Here is a 19,434-nt window from a genome sequence, read left to right on the forward strand (position 1 = left end):
TATAGTTATCGTTCTTCTTGCATGCACAATCGGATAGGGGTGAAGGGCATGAGTTTCAGATCGGTTGAAATGCAAATCGCCATTCCTCGCACAAGCGAAATCGGTCATGCGCAAAACCATTTGATGCAAAAGCCGGTTTACGACCAAGAGGCATTAGCCGCCAAGATGATGCTGCAAAAAGAAAGAGAGCTCAAGCAAAGCACGAAAATCGACGAACCTGACGGACCCGTTGTTCGGGACGAACGGCAGGCGGGGAAGGGCGACCAAGGCAAGAAAGAGCGGAAGAAGGGTAAAACGCAGGGCGGCGCCGGCGAGACGTCCGGTTCGGCCAAGTCCGGTCATCCTTACAAAGGCCAACATATAGATTTTTCTCTGTAACGTCGCTACACAATCCCAACTCAGATAAAGGATGAGTACCGTGGAACCTTGGCTTTACATCGTTTTGTTAGGGCTTGTCCTGGTTGTATACGCGAAGTTCGTTCCGAAACGGGAACAGCCATCCAAGCAAACGAACGTGATCAAAGAGATCGAGGATACGATGGAACAATTTTCAGCCGAGCTGGAAGAAGAAAACCGGCAATTCCTCGGGCTCGTATCCGACATGAAGAAAGAGCACGACATCCATACCTCTAAGCTGCAGGGGCGGATCGAAGCATTGGAGCAGCAAAACCGCGCGGTCAACGATCAGCTTTCTTTGCTCATCCGGGCCGAGCAAAAGCGCAGGGACGACCTGCCATCGCTGAAGGAAGAATCGTTGCGCCAACCCATTTTGTCGGCTTCGCGTTCCATCGTTCAGGAAATGGTCGAGTTGAACGACGCGGAGCGGGACAAGCTTTCGTCGTCATTACCGGCGGACTCGCATTCCAGCCAACCGGAACGAGGACCGATGAACATCCGGGAAAGGTATGCGAACGTATTTCACCTGTACGACCAAGGGAAATCGACGGAATATATCGCCAAAAAGCTGGAGATGAACAAGGGCGAAGTGATGCTGATCATTCAGCTTGCGAAACAGGAGGATCAGGCTCGTGTTTAAGAACAAATTTTTTTTGTACGGGCTGGGTCTCGGTCTTATCGCAGGCGCGGTATTGCTGCAGCTGATGTTCAAGGTGGACGAGATGGAAGGGCGCACGTTGGATGCGGGGCAATCCGCTTCCGCATTGGAGCAGCTTCAGGCACAGGCGGACAAGCTGAATTACAAAATCGTTCCGAAGGCGCAGACGATCTATTCGGACAAGGATATCGAAACCTTGAAGCAAAAGGCGGCCGAAGAAGAACGGAACAAAATCGCCAAGCAGACGGCGTCACCTACCGTGCAGGGCGCAAGTACTTCGCAGCCTGCTGCCAAAACGGTGCGCACCGTCTACATTTCCGAGCGGATGGACGCTTCCCAGGTTGCGGACATGTTCGTCAAGGCCAATCTTCTGCCGGATACGAGCGGTCTTGTTGCATCGCTGTACCAGAAGAAGCTGACAACGCGTATCAGGGCCGGCTCGTATTCGTTCGAGGATCAACCTACCGTGGACGATATTATTGCGCAAATCACGATTCAATAGTTTGACCGATGCTTCAGTGCCTAATCGGACCCGCTCGTTCCCCCTTCATCAAGGGGGATTTATGCTTTATAAACGGAAACGGCTTCTAAAGGAGGCGATCGCGATGGCCAAATACGTCGTACAGTTCTTTTTCATGGGCGGAGGTACGCACAGCATGGAGGTACAAGCCGACACGTTCACGCAGGTGTCGATGAGCATTACCCAGAACCGCGACGGCTGGTTCGGCAAGCAAGGAGATCTGATCAACCTTAAAAATGTGGAGCGCGTGCAAATAACGGAAGCGGACGATGCCAGAGGGAGAAACGGCCGATAGCCCAGGCCGGAATGGGAGGCTACTGGATAACGAGTACGCCTTTCATCGGATCGGTATTCGATCCATGCTGTCGAAACGTGCAAACTGTGTTGCAAAGCGCATTTCAGTTATGGTATAGTAATTGACGGTGTTAAACCACGCACGCCATTCAATTCCGCTGAAGGTGCTCCGGAAAGCCCAAGAGTCCTACTTTTCGGGAACCCGACAGGGACGGAGTCTCATCGGAAGATGCGAACGGCGGAGGAAACCAAAAAAACCAATTTTAAGGAGGTGTGTGAAGATGGCAGTAATCTCCATGAAGCAGCTTCTCGAAGCTGGGGTACACTTCGGTCATCAAACTCGTCGCTGGAACCCGAAAATGGATCGTTACATCTTCACCGAAAGAAACGGAATTTATATTATCGACCTGCAAAAGACGGTCAAAAAAGTCGAGGAAGCTTACAACTTCGTTAAATCGGTCGCCGACCAAAACGGCACGATCCTCTTCGTAGGAACGAAAAAACAAGCTCAAGACTCCGTCAAAGAAGAAGCAGAGCGTTGCGGCATGTACTATATCAACCAACGCTGGTTGGGCGGTACGCTGACCAACTTCCAAACGATCCAAAAGCGGGTTAACCGCCTGCACGAGCTGGATCGCATGGAAAGCGACGGAACGTTCGATCTGCTCCCGAAAAAAGAAGTCATTTTGCTCCGCAAAGAAATGGAACGCCTCGAGAAGTTCTTGGGCGGCATTAAACATATGAAAGCATTGCCGAGCGCACTCTTCGTCATCGACCCGCGCAAAGAACGCATCGCGGTTGCGGAAGCACGCAAGCTGGGTATTCCGATCGTCGGTATCGTCGACACGAACTGCGATCCGGACGAGATCGACTACGTGATTCCGGGCAACGACGACGCGATTCGCGCCGTGAAGCTGTTGACGGGCAAAATCGCCGATGCGGTCGTAGAAGCTCATCAAGGCGAGCAAACGACAGCGTAACAAGCACGGTTGACGACAAAAGGGTGGTTTGAAGGTTATATAACCTCTTGCCGCCCTTTTTTTAAAGAGAATGCTTAATCATGCAAGGTAACGTTCCTTATCGGGGCATACATTTAAGGAGGTCTGGACGGTATGGCAGTATCTGCACAAGCAGTAAAGGAATTGCGCGAAAAAACCGGAGCAGGGATGCTCGATTGCAAAAAAGCGTTGGAAGAAGCAAACGGCGATTTGACGAAAGCATCGGAAATTCTCCGTGAAAAAGGGTTGGCGGCTGCAGCGAAAAAAGGCGATCGCATCGCAACCGAAGGCGTAGTAGAGTCTTACATCCACGCCGGCGGACGGATCGGCGTGCTCGTTGAAGTAAACTGCGAAACCGACTTCGTAGGCAAAACGGATTCGTTCCGCGAGTTCGTTCGCGATATCGCGATGCAAATCGCGGCAACCAACCCGCTGTACGTCGCCCGCGAAGAAGTACCGCAAGAGGCTCTTGACAAAGAGCGCGAAATTTTGCGGAATCAAGCTCTGAACGAAGGCAAACCGGCACATATCGTCGACAAAATGGTAGAAGGCCGTCTCGCCAAATATTACGAAGATTATTGCTTGCTCGAGCAAGCGTACATCAAAGATCAAGACAAAACGATCAACGCTCTGCTCAATGAAAAAGTAGCTACGATCGGGGAAAAAATTTCGATCCGCCGTTTCGTTCGTTACGAGCTTGGCGAAGGTTTGGAGAAAAAGCAGGACAATTTCGTAGAAGAAGTTATGTCGCAAGTCAAACAATAAGGTCGTTCGCGGACAACCAATACCGATAGCTCAGGTATTGGTTGTCCCATAATTGCCCGATACGAGGAACACGCGGTGTTCCTTCTTTTTTAGCGGAACGAGCATAGGAGGAGACCATATTGGAACGACCGAAATATAAACGAGTGGTGTTGAAGTTAAGCGGGGAAGCGTTGGCGGGCCAGCAAGGGTACGGCATCGACTCCAAGATGATTTCGGAAATAGCCGCGCAAGTCAAAGACATTCACGATTTGCAAATCGAAATCGCGATCGTCGTAGGAGGCGGCAACATCTGGAGAGGCATCGCCGGAAGCGCGAAAGGGATCGACCGTGCCACGGCGGACTACATGGGAATGCTTGCGACCGTGATGAACTCGTTGGCCCTGCAGGACGCGCTCGAGCAGATCGAAGTGCCGACAAGGGTACAGACATCCATTACGATGCAGCAGGTTGCCGAGCCTTATATTCGCCGCAGAGCGATTCGCCATCTCGAGAAAGGTCGCGTCGTCATATTCGCAGCCGGTACAGGCAATCCATACTTCTCCACCGATACGACGGCGGCATTGCGTGCGGCCGAGATCGAAGCGGAAGTCATCCTTATGGCCAAAAACAAGGTGGATGGCGTATACAGCGCGGATCCGTTCAAAGATGCGGACGCCATCAAATTCGAGACGCTGACATACATGGAAATGCTCAACAAAAACTTGGGTGTCATGGATTCGACGGCATCCTCGCTATGCATGGACAACAATATCCCGCTGCTCGTATTTTCGATTACGGAACGCGGAAACATTAAACGCGCCGTAATGGGCGAGAAAATCGGAACGATCGTGAAAGGAAGTGCAGAATAATGCCGCAATCCATTAAGAAAAGTGCGGAAGATCGGATGGAAAAGGCGATCGGCTCGTTGAAAAAGGAGCTCGCCAGCCTCCGTGCGGGTCGTGCGACTCCGGCGCTGCTAGATCGCGTGCAAGTCGAGTACTACGGCTCCATGACTCCCGTGAACCAGCTTGCAAACATTAACACGCCCGATTCCCGCACGATTATGATTCAACCGTGGGACAAGTCTTCCATCGGCGCGATCGAGAAAGCGATTCTGAAATCGGAGCTCGGATTGACGCCGTCGAACGACGGTGGCGCCATTCGGCTCAGCATTCCGCCGTTGACGGAAGAGCGCCGGGGCGAGCTCGTGAAAATGACGAAAAAATATGGCGAGGAAGCGAAAGTGGCCATCCGCAACATTCGCCGCGATGCCAACGATGATATCAAAAAGCTGGAGAAGTCGAGCATTTCCGAGGACGAATCCCGTCGTCATCAGGAAGACATCCAGAAATCGACCGACAAATATATTGCCGAGATCGATAAAGTGCTGGCAGGTAAAGAAAAAGAAATAATGGAAGTGTGACAGCGGCAAATCGGCCCCCCGATTTTGAAGGGGGATTTTTGTGTTCGCTTCGAATGAGGGTGGGGAATAGATCATGTTCCATCTTTTCAAACGGACTCGATCCGAGCGGAGTCCGGAGGAGATCGTCGAGCTTAATCCGGATCGCATACCGGAGCATATCGCGATCATCATGGACGGGAACGGAAGATGGGCCAAGCGGCGCGGACTTCCGCGCATCGCCGGACATCATGCCGGAATGAAGGCGGTCAAACGGGCTACGATAAGTGCGGACGATATGGGCGTCAAGGTATTGACCTTGTATGCCTTCTCCACGGAAAACTGGAAACGGCCGCGGGACGAAGTCGAATTTCTGATGAAGCTGCCCCAAGAGTTTTTGGCGTTGGAGCTGGACGAGCTTGTCGAGAAAAACGTTCAAGTCCGTATGACCGGTTGGAAGGAAGGTTTGCCCGCCCACACGTTGGATGCGGTCGAGGCGGCAATCGAACGAACGAAGCACAACAATGGCCTTATTCTGAATTTCGCGTTAAACTACGGCAGCCGCAACGAAATCGTTAACGCCGTCCGCGACATAGCCGAGCAAGTACGGCTCGGCGAGCTGAATAAAGAAGATATTTCCGAGGCGCTCATATCCAGCCGGCTGCTAACGCAATCGCTGCCGGATCCCGACTTGATCATTCGGACAAGCGGTGAAATTCGCATCAGTAATTTTTTGCTTTGGCAAATGGCATATTCCGAGCTGTGGTTTACGGATATTTATTGGCCGGAGTTTACGGAACGGCATCTGGTTCAGGCGGTGTGCGAATACCAGCGCCGGGCGAGAAGATACGGCGGCTTGTAACACGGACCCGGACGGAGGAAATCGCTTGAAACAACGTATCGTGACTGCAGTCGTAGCAGGTGCCGGATTTATATTGTTTCTCATATTGGGCGGCTTGTACTATGCCGCCTTGATTATGGCTCTGGCAGCCGTAGGTTATTACGAATATACCCGGATGAACGGTCATCCGCCCGTGCGTTTGACCGCCCTGATCGGTTTTTTGTTTACGCTCTATATTGCATTTCCTTGGGAAAGCTATCCCGAGTGGAGCTCGATTCCGCGAGAATCGGCCATCTGGCTTGCCCTGTTTTTGCTGTTCGCGATGACGGTCATTTCCAAAAACAAAGTGACGATCGATCAAGCGGCCCTCGTGTTTCTGGGCATCGTATATATCGGCATAGGGTTTCATTACATGATCTCTACCCGGCTAGGCGTCCATGGAACGTATTGGACATTAATGACGTTCGGATGTATTTGGGCGACCGATTCGGGTGCGTATTTTGGCGGACGGGCGTTCGGCAAACGGCCGCTATGGCCGGCGATCAGTCCGAAGAAAACGGTGGAGGGCGCGCTGGGCGGTATTGGAGCGTCGGTCATCGTTGCGCTTTGCTTCTCCTTCTACGCGCCGGAGCTGCTATCCTGGAGCAGGGCAATCGGCCTTGGCATCGTAATCGCGATAGTAGGACAATCGGGCGATTTAATTCAGTCCGCTTATAAACGGATCCGTAAAATCAAAGATACCGGTACCATTTTGCCGGGACACGGCGGCGTCTTGGACCGCTGCGACAGCTGGCTGATCGTTTTTCCGTTCATCCAATTGCTGTCCTTGATCCCGCAATAATCCGGCTTCTCTCATTGGGGTGGAATCGATTTGAAACGAGTTTCCTTATTGGGCAGTACCGGATCCGTCGGAACGCAAACGTTGGACGTCATATCCCGCTACCCCGATCGCTTTCAGGTAGAGGCGTTGACGGCAGGGCAAAACTGGGAGCTGCTGATCGAACAGGCGAACCGTTTTCGTCCCAAGCAGGTTTCCGTCGCTTCGAAGGAATTGGCGGATAAAATCAAAGTGCATCTGCCGTCGGGAACAGTCGTGTTGCATGGCGAGCAAGGATTGATCGAAACCGCCGCGAACAACGACGCCGACATAGTCGTAACCGCTATCGTTGGCAGCCAGGGCCTAAAGCCGACGCTTGCCGCGATTGAGGCAGGAAAACATATCGGACTGGCCAACAAAGAGACGCTGGTCAGCGGAGGGCACCTCGTTTCCGCTGCGGCGAAACGAAATAATGTCAAGCTGCTGCCGGTCGACAGCGAGCATTCCGCCATCTTTCAATGCTTGAACGGAGAATCGTTATCTTCATTGCGCAAAATCGTACTGACGGCATCGGGCGGATCGTTTCGCGACAGGACCCGGGAAGAGCTGAAGGACGTTACGGTCAAAGAAGCGCTTGCCCATCCCAACTGGTCCATGGGAGCGAAAATAACGATCGATTCGGCTACGATGGTCAACAAGGGCCTGGAGGTGATCGAAGCGCATTGGCTGTTCGAGCTTCCGTACGACCGGATCGATGTCGTCATTCATCCGGAGAGCATTATCCATTCGTTCGTCGAATTCGACGACAGGAGCATGATCGCGCAAATGGGACTGCCGGATATGAGAGTTCCGATCCAGTATGCGCTTACATACCCCGAACGGCTCGTCTCTCCTGTGCATTCCCTCGATTTGACCGAGCTTGGGAAGCTTCATTTCCGCAAAATGGATTTCGACCGTTTTCCGTGTTTGCGGATGGCATTCGATTGCGGAAAAGTAGGCGGCACGATGACGGCCGTCTTTAATGCCGCGAATGAGGTGGCCGTATCGAGATTCGTGGCGGGCGATATCGGTTTTCTTGACATCGAGGACGTCATCGAATCGGCGATTGGCCGTCATGAGGCAGCGGCTGTGCCTACCCTGGAACAGATCGAAGAAGCCGACGGCTGGGCTCGGCGGGTTGCCGCTCAATACGGGAAATGACATTTCCGAAGAAAGCCGACGGACATATTCCGGATTTCAAGCTTAAGGTTCTGATCCTTGCGGCAAGCTTGTATTATAGTAAAGAATAATGTTAATCTTAGTACAAGCTGGAAGTCTAACGGCTGGCGCCGCGGGAGGAAGATGCTTTTGTCACCTCAGGTTATATTTCAAATCGTGCTCCTGTTTTTCGTGCTCGTCACGATTCACGAATGGGGACATTATTATTTCGCGAAGCGGGCAGGCATTCTCGTTCGCGAATTTGCTATCGGCTTCGGGCCGAAATTGTTTTCGTTTATTCGCGGGGAAACCCGCTATACGCTGCGGCTGCTCCCGATCGGCGGATTCGTCCGGATGGCCGGGGAAGATCCGGAAATCGTCCAGATCCAGCCGGGACAGACGATTGCCGTATCTATTGAGCAGGGCCGGGTCAACCGCATCTATTTGGATCAGCTCGATCAACGGACGAATGTCGTGCAGGGCTCGGTGGATCGGATCGATTTGGAACGGGAATTATCGGTCTCGCTCGATGTGGACGGCGAGAAGCTGACTTATGCGGTTCATCCGCAAGCGTACATGATCGCGAAGTCGAAAGAAACGCAGATCGCTCCATGGGACCGGCAGTTCGGCAGCAAAACGGTAGGTCAGCGGGCGCTGTCCATATTCGCCGGACCGTTTATGAATTTCATATTGGCGTTCGTTCTATTCGTAACCGTCCTGTTTTTGGCGGGGATGCCCGTGAATGTCAAGATCGATCGCGTAGAGCCGGATTCGCCGGCGCAGAAGGCTGGTTTGCAGGGCGGAGATATTATTAGCCGGGTGAACGGCCAGCCGATAGGCGACAATCCCAGCGATCTGACTGGACTGATCCGCGCCTCGGCCAGCAAGAAAATGGACTGGACGATCCAACGCGGCGGCAAGGAAATGCAGATCCAGGTTACGCCGGAGATTAAGGAAGACGTCGCGTTAGTCGGAGTGAGGTTGACCTCGGACAAACGGAACACGAAGATCGGCGAGGCGTTCTCGGGCGGCTGGACCAATATGGTCGAAGCGACCAAGCAGATTCTGATCGGCTTCAAGACGCTCATTCTCGGCAATTTCAAGCTGGACGACTTGGGCGGACCGGTCCGTATCGTGGAAGTGACGGGCGAGCACGCAAGCGCGGGATTGCCTCAATATACGTTTTGGGCGGCCATCATGAGCCTGTATTTGGGGATATTCAATCTGCTACCCTTCCCGGCGCTGGACGGCAGCAGGCTCGTGTTTCTCGCATTCGAAGCGGTTAGAGGCAGACCGGTCGATCCGGGGCGCGAGAGCATGGTGCATTTCGTCGGCTTCGCGATGCTGATGCTGCTGATGATTGCCGTCACGTATAACGACATTTTGCGCTTGATCAAAGGCTGACGCTCTATCGGGCAGGACACAAGCGACTTGTGTCCTGTCTGCGGTTTGTGCGACAATATTCGGGAGCCTTACGAAGAAGTACGTCACTTTTGGGGGATCTGTGTTTTTGGGGGCTCCCCCGAAAGTACCCGGAATAAGCTACGAAGAAATACGTCACTTTTGGGGGATTCGTTATGTCCAAGGAAAAGCAGTTTGTTAAGGAAATTACGCCTCAAAGCGAGGATTTTTCCCGTTGGTACATAGATGCCATCAGCAAGGCGGAGTTGATGAGCTATTCTCCGGTGCGCGGTTGCGTGGTGCTGCGTCCGGACGGCTACGAGATTTGGGAGCATATTCAGCGGGAGCTTGACCGCAGATTCAAGGAAACCGGGCACCGCAACGCCTACTTCCCTCTTTTTATTCCGGAAAGCTTTTTCCAGAAAGAAAAGGAGCATGTCGAAGGCTTTAATCCCGAGCTGCCTTGGGTAACCGAAGCCGGAGGCGAGAAGCTGGAGGAGCGTCTTGCGATTCGTCCGACGTCGGAAACGATGATCGGCCATATGTACTCCAATTGGATCAACTCGTACCGCGATTTGCCCGTATTGATCAACCAGTGGGCGAACGTTGTCCGTTGGGAGAAGCGCACGCTGCCTTTCTTGCGCACGACGGAATTTTTGTGGCAGGAAGGACATACGGCTCATGAGGACGAGGCGGATGCCCGCAAGGAAACGATGCAAATGCTCGAAGTATACCGCGATTTTGCCGAGAATTTCTTGGCCATTCCGGTTATAATGGGACAGAAGACGCCTTCCGAGAAGTTCGCCGGCGCGGTCGATACGTATTCGATCGAGGCGATGATGAAGGACGGCAAAGCGGTTCAAGCGGGAACGTCCCACTATTTGGGCACCAATTTTGCGCAGGCGTTCGATATCAAATATTTGGACAGAGACAATCAGCAGCAGTTCGTCCATACGACGTCGTGGGGCGTAAGCACCCGTCTGATCGGCGCACTGATCATGGTGCATGGAGACGATCGCGGACTTGCCCTTCCGCCGAAGGTAGCGCCGACCCAAGCGGTCGTAATCCCGATCGGTCCTCCGAAAACCCGCGACCAAGTCGTACCGCGCGCCGAAGAAATGTTTTTCGAGCTCAAACGCGCGGGCATCCGGGTCAAGATCGACGACAATCCGGATCAAAGCCCGGGCTGGAAATTCAACGAGTATGAAATGCGCGGGGTACCGGTTCGCATCGAATTCGGGCCACGGGATATGGAGAACGGACAAGCCGTGCTCGTGTCCCGCGTATCGGGCGAGAAGCGGCCCGTAAAGCTTGACGCCATCGTCGAAGAAGTGCGGAAGATGCTGGACGACGTGCATCAAACGATGTACAGCAACGCCAAATCGTTCCTCGAGAGCAATTTCAAAATCGTCGACACGATCGATGAAATGAAAAGCTTCCTGGACGCCCAGCGGGGGTTCGTGCTCACCGGGTGGTGCGGCTCCGAAGCATGCGAAAAGCAGGTAAAAGAAGAGACCGGCGCTACGAGCCGGAATATTCCGTTCGAGCCCGCCGAGCGCAAGTCGGCTTGCGTCGTATGCGGCTCGAAGGCCGAGCATACGGTCGTCTTCGGAAAGTCTTACTAATCGTCCCATTTGAACCCCAAGAAGGGATCAGGATAAGCCGCCGAGCTTAACTTCGCTTTTTGGGGTCGTTTTTTTGCCGCAACTCTAGCAATCTGGGAATATCGCAAATGCAAGATGGATTGGGGGGAACCGGATGAGCCAAACGGCGGACAGAAGGAAACGGTTCGAGCTTTTGCTAACGCAGGCGGCCGTGCCGAACAACGTCGTCGAAGCGTATTTTGCCGACGGGCACATCGAGCGGGTGGAGTGCAGCCGGAGCAATCGGGAGTGGACTTTTTTCATTGACAAATCGACATTGGTACCGCTTGATATATACCGGTCGTTCTATAAGAACGTTCAGGACAAGTTTGCGCATATATCCAAAATCGGTATCGTATTGAACTATGCAGAAGAGGTTAGCGATCATGCCCTCATAGAAACGTACTGGGGCTTATTCCTGGAATGGGTGCAGCGCGAAGCGACATCCGTAAACGGGTGGATGAGCAAAGCGAAATACGAAGTAGCGGCGGGCGGCACCGTGACGCTGCGGATGCTCGATGGGATCGGCCTGGAAATGGCCCGGAAGAGAAACGTAGACGGCTGGGTCCAGCGCTTCTTTGACGAGAACTTCAACCGAAAGTATAATGTCAGGCTTGCCGTCAGCGAGAGCAGCAATGCGGAGTTCGAGAAGTTTGCGCAGCGCGTCGTCGAGGAAGAGCGAACGGTTATCCAGGAAATTATGACATCGGTCGATCAGGAGGCGGAGACGCCGGATGTGCCCGAGGGTGAACTGAAGCTGATGATCGGCTACGACATCAAGGAACCGCCTGTTCCGCTCAAGGATGTGCTGGAGGAAGAGAAGAAAGTGACCGTGCAAGGTCTCATCTTCGGATTGGACAAAAAAGAGCTGAAAAACGGCAACACGCTGTTCGAGTTCAAGCTGACCGATTTCTCCGATTCGCTCATGATGAAGGCGTTCGCCCGCAACAAAGAAGACTTGAAAATATTGAATCTGCTGGCCGACGGCAAATGGATCCGCGCACGCGGCAAGGTCGAATACGACCGTTTCATGATGGTGCCCGAGCTCGTCATGATTCCGAGCGATCTCACCGAGGTTGTCGCGCCGCCGGAGCGCAAAGACGATGCTGAAGAGAAACGCGTCGAGCTTCATCTGCATTCTACGCTCAGCACGATGGACGCCGTAACTCCGATCGACGTGTATGTCAAGACTGCGGCCAAGTGGGGCCACAAGGCGATCGCCATAACGGATCACGGCAACGTGCAAGCATACCCCGAGGCGAACAAGGCGGCCAAGAAGCACGGCATCAAAATGATATACGGAATGGAAGCGAACGTGGTCAACGATTCCGTACCGGTCGTGATAAACGAGACGGACGAGCTGTTGGCGGAGGCGACCTATATCGTATTCGATATCGAAACGACCGGTCTTTCGGTTATCAATAACAAGATCATCGAATTGGCCGGCGTCAAAATGCAGGACGGCAAAGTCGTCGACAAATTCGAAACATTCGTCAATCCCCATGAAAAAATACCTTATCATATCAGCCAGCTTACGCACATTACGGACGATATGGTCGTAGGAGCCCCCGAGCTGGAGGATGTGCTGCCGAAGTTTATCGAATTCGTCGGCGACGCCGTGCTCGTAGCCCACAATGCCAGATTCGATATCGGTTTTATCCAGGAATTCTGCAAACGGCTGGGGCTGCCCGTGCCGACGAATCCGGTGCTCGATACGTTGGAGCTTGCCCGCATCCAGTATCCGACGATGAAAAACCATCGGCTGAACACGTTGTCCGACAAATTCAAGGTCGGGCTGGACAATCATCACCGCGCGGTCGATGACTCCGCTGCGCTTGGGCAAGTGCTGTTCCATATGCTGAAAGACGCCGCGGATCGCGGAAAAACGACGCTTCGCGAGCTGAACGACGAGGTCGGCAAAGATTTATCCAATACGCGTCCGTTTCACTGCTGTATCTATGCGAAAAACGTGGTCGGCAAAAAGAACTTGTTCAAGCTCGTTTCGCTATCGCATACCGAATACTTCAAGAGAGTTCCCTGCATCCCGAGGAGCAAGCTGATCGAGCTACGGGAAGGGCTGCTTATTTCGTCCGGCTGCGAGAAGGGCGAGTTTTACGAGGCTGTTCTTAACAAGTCGGTAGAAGAAGCCGAGCAGGTTGCCGAGTTTTACGATGTGCTGGAAGTGCAGCCTATTCCGGTGAACATGCATTTGGTCGACAAGGGACTAGTCGGAAGCAGGCTCGAGCTCGAGGAAGCGAACCGGCGAATCGTACAAATTGCCGAGAAGCAAGGCAAATGGGTAATCGCCACCGGCAACGTCCACTATTTGCATCCGCGGGAAAAGATTCACCGCGACATTACGATTCACGGCATTACCGGCTTCAGCCCGTTAAAGGATATGAAGAAGCCGGACGTCCATTTCAGGACGACACGCGAAATGCTGGAAGAATTCGCGCACTTGGGCGAGCAGAAGGCATACGAGGCAGTCGTCACGAACACCAATTTATTCGCCGATCTGATCGAGCAATACGACTTGTTCCCCAAGGATCTGTTCACGCCGATTATCGACGGGGCGGAGGAGGAAATCCGCAACACGTGCTACCAGACGGCGAAGGATCTTTACGGAGAGGAAATTCCCGAGGTTGTCGTGGCGCGGCTGGAGAAGGAGCTGAAGCCGATTATCAACTACGGCTTCTCGGCGAACTATCTCATCTCGGCGCGTCTCGTGAAAAAGTCGAACGAGGACGGTTATTTGGTAGGCTCGCGGGGTTCCGTAGGCTCGTCCGTCGTCGCCACGTTTCTCGGCATATCGGAGGTTAATCCGCTTCCGCCGCATTACACGTGCAGATCTTGCAAGCACAGCGAATGGTTTCTCGACGGAAGCGTTCCGAGCGGCTTCGATCTCCCGGAGAAAGATTGTCCGCAATGCGGGGCGAAGCTGAAGGGCGAAGGTCAGGACATTCCGTTCGAAACGTTCCTCGGCTTCAAGGGCGATAAAGTTCCCGATATCGATTTGAACTTCTCGGGCGAATATCAGCCTGAAGCGCACAATTTCACGAAGGTGATGTTCGGCGAGAAAAGCGTGTTCCGGGCGGGCACCATCGGTACGATCGCGGAGAAAACGGCGTTCGGCTATGTGAAAAAGTACGAGGAAGAGCACGGGAGGAAGTGGCGCACGGCTGAGGTGCTCCGGCTGGCCCAGGGCTGTACCGGCGTGAAACGCAGCACCGGGCAGCATCCGGGCGGCATCGTGGTCGTTCCGGAATATATCGAGGTGGAAGACGTGACGCCGGTGCAGTACCCGGCGGACGACACGAAAGCGGAATGGAAGACTACGCATTTCGATTACCATGCTTTCGAGGATAACCTGCTCAAGCTCGATATACTCGGACACGACGATCCGACGATGATGCGGATGCTGCAGGATTTGACGGGGATCGATCCGACGACGCTTCCGATGAACGATACGAAAGTGATGAGCTTATTCAGCTCGACCGACGCTCTGGGCGTTACGCCGGAGCAGATCCGTTCCCCGGTAGCGACCTACGGCGTGCCGGAGATGGGAACGAAGTTCGTCCGGCAAATGCTTCAGGAGACGCAGCCTTCGTCGTTTGCCGATTTGCTGCAAATATCCGGGCTTTCCCACGGAACCGGCGTATGGCTCGGGAACGCGCAGGAGCTGATCAAGAACAACACGTGCAATATTAAAACGGTTATCGGCTGCCGCGACGACATTATGCTGTATTTGATTTACAAGGCCGGGATGGACGCGGGGCTTGCTTTCAAAATAACCGAAAGCGTGCGTAAAGGAAGAGGACTTACGGACGAGTGGATCGAAGAAATGAAAAACTGCAAGGTGCCGAAATGGTACATCGACTCGTGTCTGAAAATCGAGTATATGTTCCCGAAGGCGCATGCCGCGGCTTACGTCATTTCCGCTGTTCGCACCGCCTACTTCAAGCTGTATCATCCGATCGCTTTCTATGCCACTTACTTCTCGGTGCGGGCTTCGGAGGATTTCGATATCGAGCTGTGCTGTCAAGGCTACGAGGCGATCAAAGCGAAGCTGATCGAAATCGAGGCCAAAGGGTTTCAAGCGGCGCCAAAGGAAAAGGCGATGGTATCCGTTTTGGAAATGGCGCTCGAGATGACGGCCCGCGGCTTCTCGTTCAAAGGCATCGATCTGTATCGTTCCGATGCGACTCGCTTCAAGATCGACGAAAAATCGCTAATTCCGCCATTTTCCGCGATACAGGGCGTCGGCGAAAACGCGGCGCGAAATATAGCGGCCGCTTGCGAAGTAGGTTCGTTTTTGTCGATCGAAGATTTCCAATCGAAAGCGAAAGCGACGAAAACAATCGTAGAAATACTCGGCGGCATGGGCTGCTTCCGCGGCCTTCCGGAATCGAATCAGCTCTCTTTATTTTAGTAATCCGCCATGCAAGCAGCGACAGCCTCTTCGGAGGCTGTTTTTTGTTGTGAAATTTCTCTCCGAGCAAGCGAATCGGACCGGTATATCAAGGGAAAACTGATGGGAAAAACTTGCCGAATACGGAAAGGGAAGTCCATGGCGCTTTCTTTCGAAAGATTCGTTCTGATATCGATTTGGGCGGTCGGGTTAACGGCTTGCCTCTTGATCCCCGCGGATAAGCGCCGGGAAGGGTGGATCGCTTTTTTAATGTGCCAAGCTTTTTCATGGATTGGCGCTCTGCTGGAGGTCCGATTGGGGTGGATCGCGTTTCCGGTCCGGGAATTTCCGAGAGCGACGGATTTGGGCGTAACGACCGAATTTTTCTTTTATCCGCTTTGCTGCGCGCTCTATTTCATATTCGAACCCCGGCGTACGCGATTAATGCGAGGGTTGTACTTGCTGATATGGGCGTTCGGGTTAGCCATGCTCGACGGGCTGCTGTCGAATTATACCGATCTGCTGGAATACGGTCGATATGCCTGGTATTGGAGCGCCCTCGACATCGCGCTCATTTTCGCGGTCTCCAATGTGTATACCCGCTGGTTTTTCAAGTCGTCGGCGATGCGCTCGGAGAGGAGGATGCCGCCATGAAGCTCGAATGGATCATTTTGTACGTCGTATGGGTGATTTCGCTTATACTGCTTCTCTTCGCGATTCCGAAGGAGCGGGCTCGGATTGCCCATACCGCTTTTTTGTTCAAGCAGATGATTACTTGGATATTGGGATTGGTCGTAGTCGAGTTCGGCTTGCTTGAATATCCGGTCCGCGAATTGGCTTCCGTCAACCGGACGAGCATGACGTTCGAATTTTTGGCTTATCCGGCGATATGCGCCGTATTTAACGCCCACTACCCGTCGAAGCGGAGCATTCTCATACAGCTGGCTTATTTCTGCGCATACTGCACGGGGATGACAACCGTCGAATTGTTGATCGAAAAGTATACCAAGCTGATCGACTATTTGGATTGGACGTGGTATTGGACCTGGTGCTCGCTTTTCGCGACGTTTTTGAGCTCCCGTCTGTTTTGCGTTTGGTTTTTCAAGAAACGGGGAGAACCCGCGACCCTGCAAGAGAAATGAGGCGAAATCGGTTGAAAGGAAACAACTGTTATGGTATAATCATTTTTGGCAATAATGAGGATGATGGATAGAACGTTGCGACAGGAGAGTGGGGAAACCCACTCTTTACGTTTTATCGCACATATCGGAAGCTACCCGGCAAACGTAGCAGAGGAGGTCGACCATGGCGCAACAAATCAAAACGGCCGTGGAGGAAATGCTTGCTTCCTTTCTGGAGCGGGAAGGGTTCGAGCTGGTGGACATCGAGTACGTGAAGGAGGGCAGCAACTGGTTCCTTCGCGTCTTTGTAGATAAAGAGGGCGGAATCGACATCGATGATTGCGGACGGATCAGCGAGTTTCTGAGCGATCGGCTGGACGAGAAGGATCCGATCCCGACAGCGTACTTTCTGGAAGTGTCTTCTCCCGGTGCGGAACGCCCGCTCAAGAAGCCGCAGGACTACGTCCGTGCCGTGGGCAAGAACGTGTTCGTCACGACATACGAACCGGTAGACGGCGCGAAAGAATTCGAGGGACGGCTGCTAGACTATAATGAAGAGGTTGTTGTCGTTCAAAGCGCCAAAAAAACTACGGAGATTCCGGCCGGCAAAATCGCTAGCGCGCGACTTGCCATTTTATTCTAGCCGTTTTTAGTCTTGAAAGGGGGAGTTCCCAAACCATGAACATGGAATTTATCGAAGCGTTGTCGGATATCGAGCGGGAAAAAGGGATAGCGAAGGATGTTTTGATCGATGCGATCGAAGCCGCCCTCATATCGAGCTATAAACGCAATTTCAACACGGCGCAAAACGTGAGGGTGGACATCAACCGTCATACCGGACTTATCAAAGTGTATGCCCGTAAGACGGTCGTGGACGACGTGCTCGACCCCAGACTGGAAATATCGCAGCATGCGGCCCGGGAAATCAATCCGAACTTTCAGATGAACGACATCGTGGAGATCGAAGTGACCCCCCGCGACTTCGGCCGGATTGCCGCCCAAACGGCAAAGCAGGTCGTCACCCAGCGAATCCGGGAGGCGGAGCGCGGACTGATATACAACGCGTTTATCGACCGCGAGGAAGATATCGTGACCGGCACGGTGCAGCGTCAAGATTTGCGCAACATTTACTTGGACCTCGGCAAGGTGGAGGCCGTTCTCCCGCTCAGCGAGCTCATGCAGGGCGAGAAGTTCAAGCACCAGGACCGGATCAAGGCGTATATTACGAAGGTGGAGAACACGACGAAAGGTCCTCAGATCATTCTCTCCCGAACGCATCCCGGATTGTTGAAGCGTCTGTTCGAGCTGGAAGTGCCGGAAATTTACGACGGCGTCGTGGAAATACGCTCCGTAGCGAGGGAAGCCGGATTCCGTTCGAAAATAGCGGTCCATTCGCGCAACGCCGAGGTCGATCCGGTAGGCTCCTGCGTCGGACCGAAGGGCACCCGGGTGCAAACGATCGTGGGCGAGCTGCGCGGGGAGAAAATCGATATCGTACGTTGGTCGGAGAGTGTCGAGGAGTATGTGGCCAACGCGCTCAGTCCTTCCAAAGTGCTGGAAGTAAATGTATTCGAGTCGGAGAAAATGGCACGCGTCATCGTTCCGGATTATCAATTGTCGCTTGCGATCGGCATCAAAGGGCAAAACGCGCGCCTTGCCGCAAAGCTGACCGGCTGGAAAATCGATATCAAGAGCGAATCGCAGGCCGAGCAAGAGCTTGGGAGACCGCGCTCATCCGGAGAGGAACTGCCTCAGGACTCGGTCAGTATCGACTAGTTCTCCTTTGGGGGAAGCAGAGTCATATTGCCGGGCCGACTACATTGTTTCAGGTGGGGATCGCCGTGAAAGTAAGAAAAGTACCGCAGCGCAAATGTATCGTTTGTCAAAAGACGCTGTCGAAGCGGGAAATGCTGCGGGTCGTCCGTACGCCGGAAGGCGAAGTCGAGCTCGATCCGTCAGGCAAGAAGAACGGGCGCGGCGCTTATATATGCGGGGATGCGGAAGCATTCAAGAAAGCGAGAAAAACGAAAGCGTTCGAGCGAGCTCTCAAGGTGAGCCTAACTCCGGAGCAGCACGACAAGCTCGAACAGTCTTTCTTGGCCGTGCAGGATAAATTCAAATCGGTAAGCTGCGGAAAACCCGATGAGCAAGCCGAATAAAGCGTTGTCGTATCTGGGACTCGCCATGCGGGCGGGGAAGCTGGCATTCGGTGAAGAAGGCGTCCTCAAAGCAATCCGGTCGGGACAGGCTCGCCTGGTCGTGATGTCGGAAGACGCTTCCGACAATACCCGCAAAAAGTTTCTGGATAAATGCCAGCATTACAATGTCGCTCTGTCGGAAAATTTCAGCCGGTACGAACTCGGGGCCGCGATCGGAAAGGAAGCGCGGGTGCTTGTGGCCGTACTGGATTCAGGATTGGCACAGCTGATCAAGCCGTGTCTCGTAAAACCCCCGGAGGTGGAACCTATTGAGTAATCAGGACAAAGATAAATTGCGGGTGTATGAATATGCAAAATCTTTAAATATGAGCAGCAAGGAAATTATAACGATTCTAAAAAGATTGAGTGTTCCGGTAAACAACCATATGAGCGTTATGGAAAATGAGGCGGTTGATAAAGTGGAAAAGTTTTTCCGTGACGTAAAAGCAAATGCAGCAGCGAAACGGGCAGCTGGCGAAGGCAGCGCGACTGGCGCAGCCTCGAATACGCAAGGAAGCAAGCCTGCACCTAGACCGAGTGCCGGTGGACAGGACAATCGCGGCGAACGTCCTCAGGGCGGAGATCGCGGCGAACGTCCTCAAGGCGGGGATCGCGTCGAACGTCCGCAAGGCGGAGACCGCGGAGAGCGCCCGCAAGGCGATCGTGGCGAACGCCCACAAGGCGGAGAGCGCGTCGAACGTCCGCAAGGCGGTCAAGGAGGAGACGGACAACGCCGGTATGACAACAACCGTCCGCCATATCAAGGGAACCGTCCGCAAGGAAGCGGTCAAGGCGGGCA

At 53.5% G+C, this 19,434-nt stretch carries 21 protein-coding genes and 1 pseudogene; all 22 read left to right on the top strand.

Going from position 1 to position 19,434, the window contains the following annotated elements:
• The first annotated feature begins 48 nt into the window (after positions 1 to 48).
• A complete protein-coding gene (locus FE784_RS21260) occupies positions 49 to 378 on the top strand; it encodes a hypothetical protein (RefSeq protein ID WP_139604246.1) in 330 nt (109 codons plus the stop codon).
• 40 nt (positions 379 to 418) lie between these two features.
• Positions 419 to 1,036: a hypothetical protein gene (locus FE784_RS21265; RefSeq protein ID WP_139604247.1), complete on the top strand. Its 618-nt coding sequence runs from the start codon at positions 419 to 421 to the stop codon at positions 1,034 to 1,036.
• Positions 1,029 to 1,556, top strand: coding sequence for an endolytic transglycosylase MltG (locus FE784_RS21270; RefSeq protein ID WP_139604248.1), 528 nt, complete (start codon positions 1,029 to 1,031; stop codon positions 1,554 to 1,556). The genes FE784_RS21265 and FE784_RS21270 overlap by 8 nt, the downstream gene beginning before the upstream one ends.
• A gap of 103 nt (positions 1,557 to 1,659) precedes the next feature.
• Positions 1,660 to 1,869, top strand: a complete 210-nt coding sequence (locus FE784_RS21275) for a hypothetical protein (protein ID WP_139604249.1) — start codon at positions 1,660 to 1,662, stop codon at positions 1,867 to 1,869.
• A 280-nt stretch (positions 1,870 to 2,149) separates the two neighbouring features.
• A complete protein-coding gene (gene rpsB, locus FE784_RS21280; protein WP_139604250.1) occupies positions 2,150 to 2,848 on the top strand; it encodes a 30S ribosomal protein S2 in 699 nt (232 codons plus the stop codon).
• 132 nt (positions 2,849 to 2,980) lie between these two features.
• A complete protein-coding gene (gene tsf / locus FE784_RS21285; protein ID WP_139604251.1) occupies positions 2,981 to 3,631 on the top strand; it encodes a translation elongation factor Ts in 651 nt (216 codons plus the stop codon).
• A gap of 119 nt (positions 3,632 to 3,750) precedes the next feature.
• The gene (pyrH, locus tag FE784_RS21290; RefSeq protein ID WP_139604252.1) at positions 3,751 to 4,479 is read left to right on the top strand and encodes a UMP kinase; all 729 of its coding nucleotides are present in this window, start codon (positions 3,751 to 3,753) and stop codon (positions 4,477 to 4,479) included.
• Positions 4,479 to 5,033 carry a ribosome recycling factor gene (gene frr, locus FE784_RS21295; RefSeq protein ID WP_139604253.1) on the top strand — a complete coding sequence of 185 codons (555 nt, stop codon included), beginning with the start codon at positions 4,479 to 4,481 and terminating at the stop codon, positions 5,031 to 5,033. Before pyrH ends, frr begins: the two co-directional genes overlap by 1 nt.
• 73 nt (positions 5,034 to 5,106) lie before the next feature.
• Positions 5,107 to 5,871: an undecaprenyl pyrophosphate synthase gene (locus tag FE784_RS21300; protein ID WP_139604254.1), complete on the top strand. Its 765-nt coding sequence runs from the start codon at positions 5,107 to 5,109 to the stop codon at positions 5,869 to 5,871.
• A 25-nt stretch (positions 5,872 to 5,896) separates the two neighbouring features.
• Positions 5,897 to 6,691 (top strand): phosphatidate cytidylyltransferase, encoded by a 795-nt coding sequence (locus FE784_RS21305; protein WP_139604255.1) that lies wholly within the window; start codon positions 5,897 to 5,899, stop codon positions 6,689 to 6,691.
• A gap of 30 nt (positions 6,692 to 6,721) precedes the next feature.
• A complete protein-coding gene (locus FE784_RS21310) occupies positions 6,722 to 7,867 on the top strand; it encodes a 1-deoxy-D-xylulose-5-phosphate reductoisomerase (RefSeq protein ID WP_139604256.1) in 1,146 nt (381 codons plus the stop codon).
• Between the two features lie 141 nt (positions 7,868 to 8,008).
• Positions 8,009 to 9,268, top strand: coding sequence for an RIP metalloprotease RseP (rseP, locus tag FE784_RS21315; RefSeq protein WP_139604257.1), 1,260 nt, complete (start codon positions 8,009 to 8,011; stop codon positions 9,266 to 9,268).
• A 173-nt stretch (positions 9,269 to 9,441) separates the two neighbouring features.
• Positions 9,442 to 10,890, top strand: coding sequence for a proline--tRNA ligase (gene proS / locus FE784_RS21320; protein WP_139604258.1), 1,449 nt, complete (start codon positions 9,442 to 9,444; stop codon positions 10,888 to 10,890).
• Between the two features lie 133 nt (positions 10,891 to 11,023).
• A complete protein-coding gene (locus FE784_RS21325; RefSeq protein ID WP_139604259.1) occupies positions 11,024 to 15,337 on the top strand; it encodes a PolC-type DNA polymerase III in 4,314 nt (1,437 codons plus the stop codon).
• Positions 15,338 to 15,475: 138 nt separating this feature from the next.
• Positions 15,476 to 15,970 carry a CBO0543 family protein gene (locus tag FE784_RS21330; protein ID WP_281287138.1) on the top strand — a complete coding sequence of 165 codons (495 nt, stop codon included), beginning with the start codon at positions 15,476 to 15,478 and terminating at the stop codon, positions 15,968 to 15,970.
• On the top strand, positions 15,967 to 16,458 hold the full coding sequence (locus tag FE784_RS21335) for a CBO0543 family protein (RefSeq protein WP_139604261.1): 492 nt from the start codon (positions 15,967 to 15,969) through the stop codon (positions 16,456 to 16,458). Before FE784_RS21330 ends, FE784_RS21335 begins: the two co-directional genes overlap by 4 nt.
• Before the next feature lie 163 nt (positions 16,459 to 16,621).
• Positions 16,622 to 17,080, top strand: a complete 459-nt coding sequence (gene rimP, locus FE784_RS21340; protein ID WP_139604262.1) for a ribosome maturation factor RimP — start codon at positions 16,622 to 16,624, stop codon at positions 17,078 to 17,080.
• Between the two features lie 35 nt (positions 17,081 to 17,115).
• Complete coding sequence (nusA, locus tag FE784_RS21345) at positions 17,116 to 18,213, top strand: transcription termination factor NusA (protein WP_139604263.1); 1,098 nt, start codon at positions 17,116 to 17,118, stop codon at positions 18,211 to 18,213.
• A 65-nt stretch (positions 18,214 to 18,278) separates the two neighbouring features.
• Positions 18,279 to 18,596 (top strand): RNase P modulator RnpM, encoded by a 318-nt coding sequence (gene rnpM / locus FE784_RS21350; RefSeq protein WP_139604264.1) that lies wholly within the window; start codon positions 18,279 to 18,281, stop codon positions 18,594 to 18,596.
• On the top strand, positions 18,580 to 18,912 hold the full coding sequence (locus FE784_RS21355; protein WP_139604265.1) for a L7Ae/L30e/S12e/Gadd45 family ribosomal protein: 333 nt from the start codon (positions 18,580 to 18,582) through the stop codon (positions 18,910 to 18,912). Before rnpM ends, FE784_RS21355 begins: the two co-directional genes overlap by 17 nt.
• 22 nt (positions 18,913 to 18,934) lie before the next feature.
• Positions 18,935 to 19,045 (top strand): annotated as a pseudogene (locus tag FE784_RS42660) (translation initiation factor IF-2 N-terminal domain-containing protein); the annotation flags it as partial.
• Between the two features lie 133 nt (positions 19,046 to 19,178).
• Positions 19,179 to 19,434 (top strand): hypothetical protein (locus FE784_RS42665; RefSeq protein WP_176706397.1); only part of this gene is annotated, 256 nt, incomplete at its 3' end.

Source organism: Paenibacillus hemerocallicola, assembly GCF_006265175.1.
In the GTDB taxonomy this organism is placed as follows: domain Bacteria; phylum Bacillota; class Bacilli; order Paenibacillales; family NBRC-103111; genus Paenibacillus_AB; species Paenibacillus_AB hemerocallicola.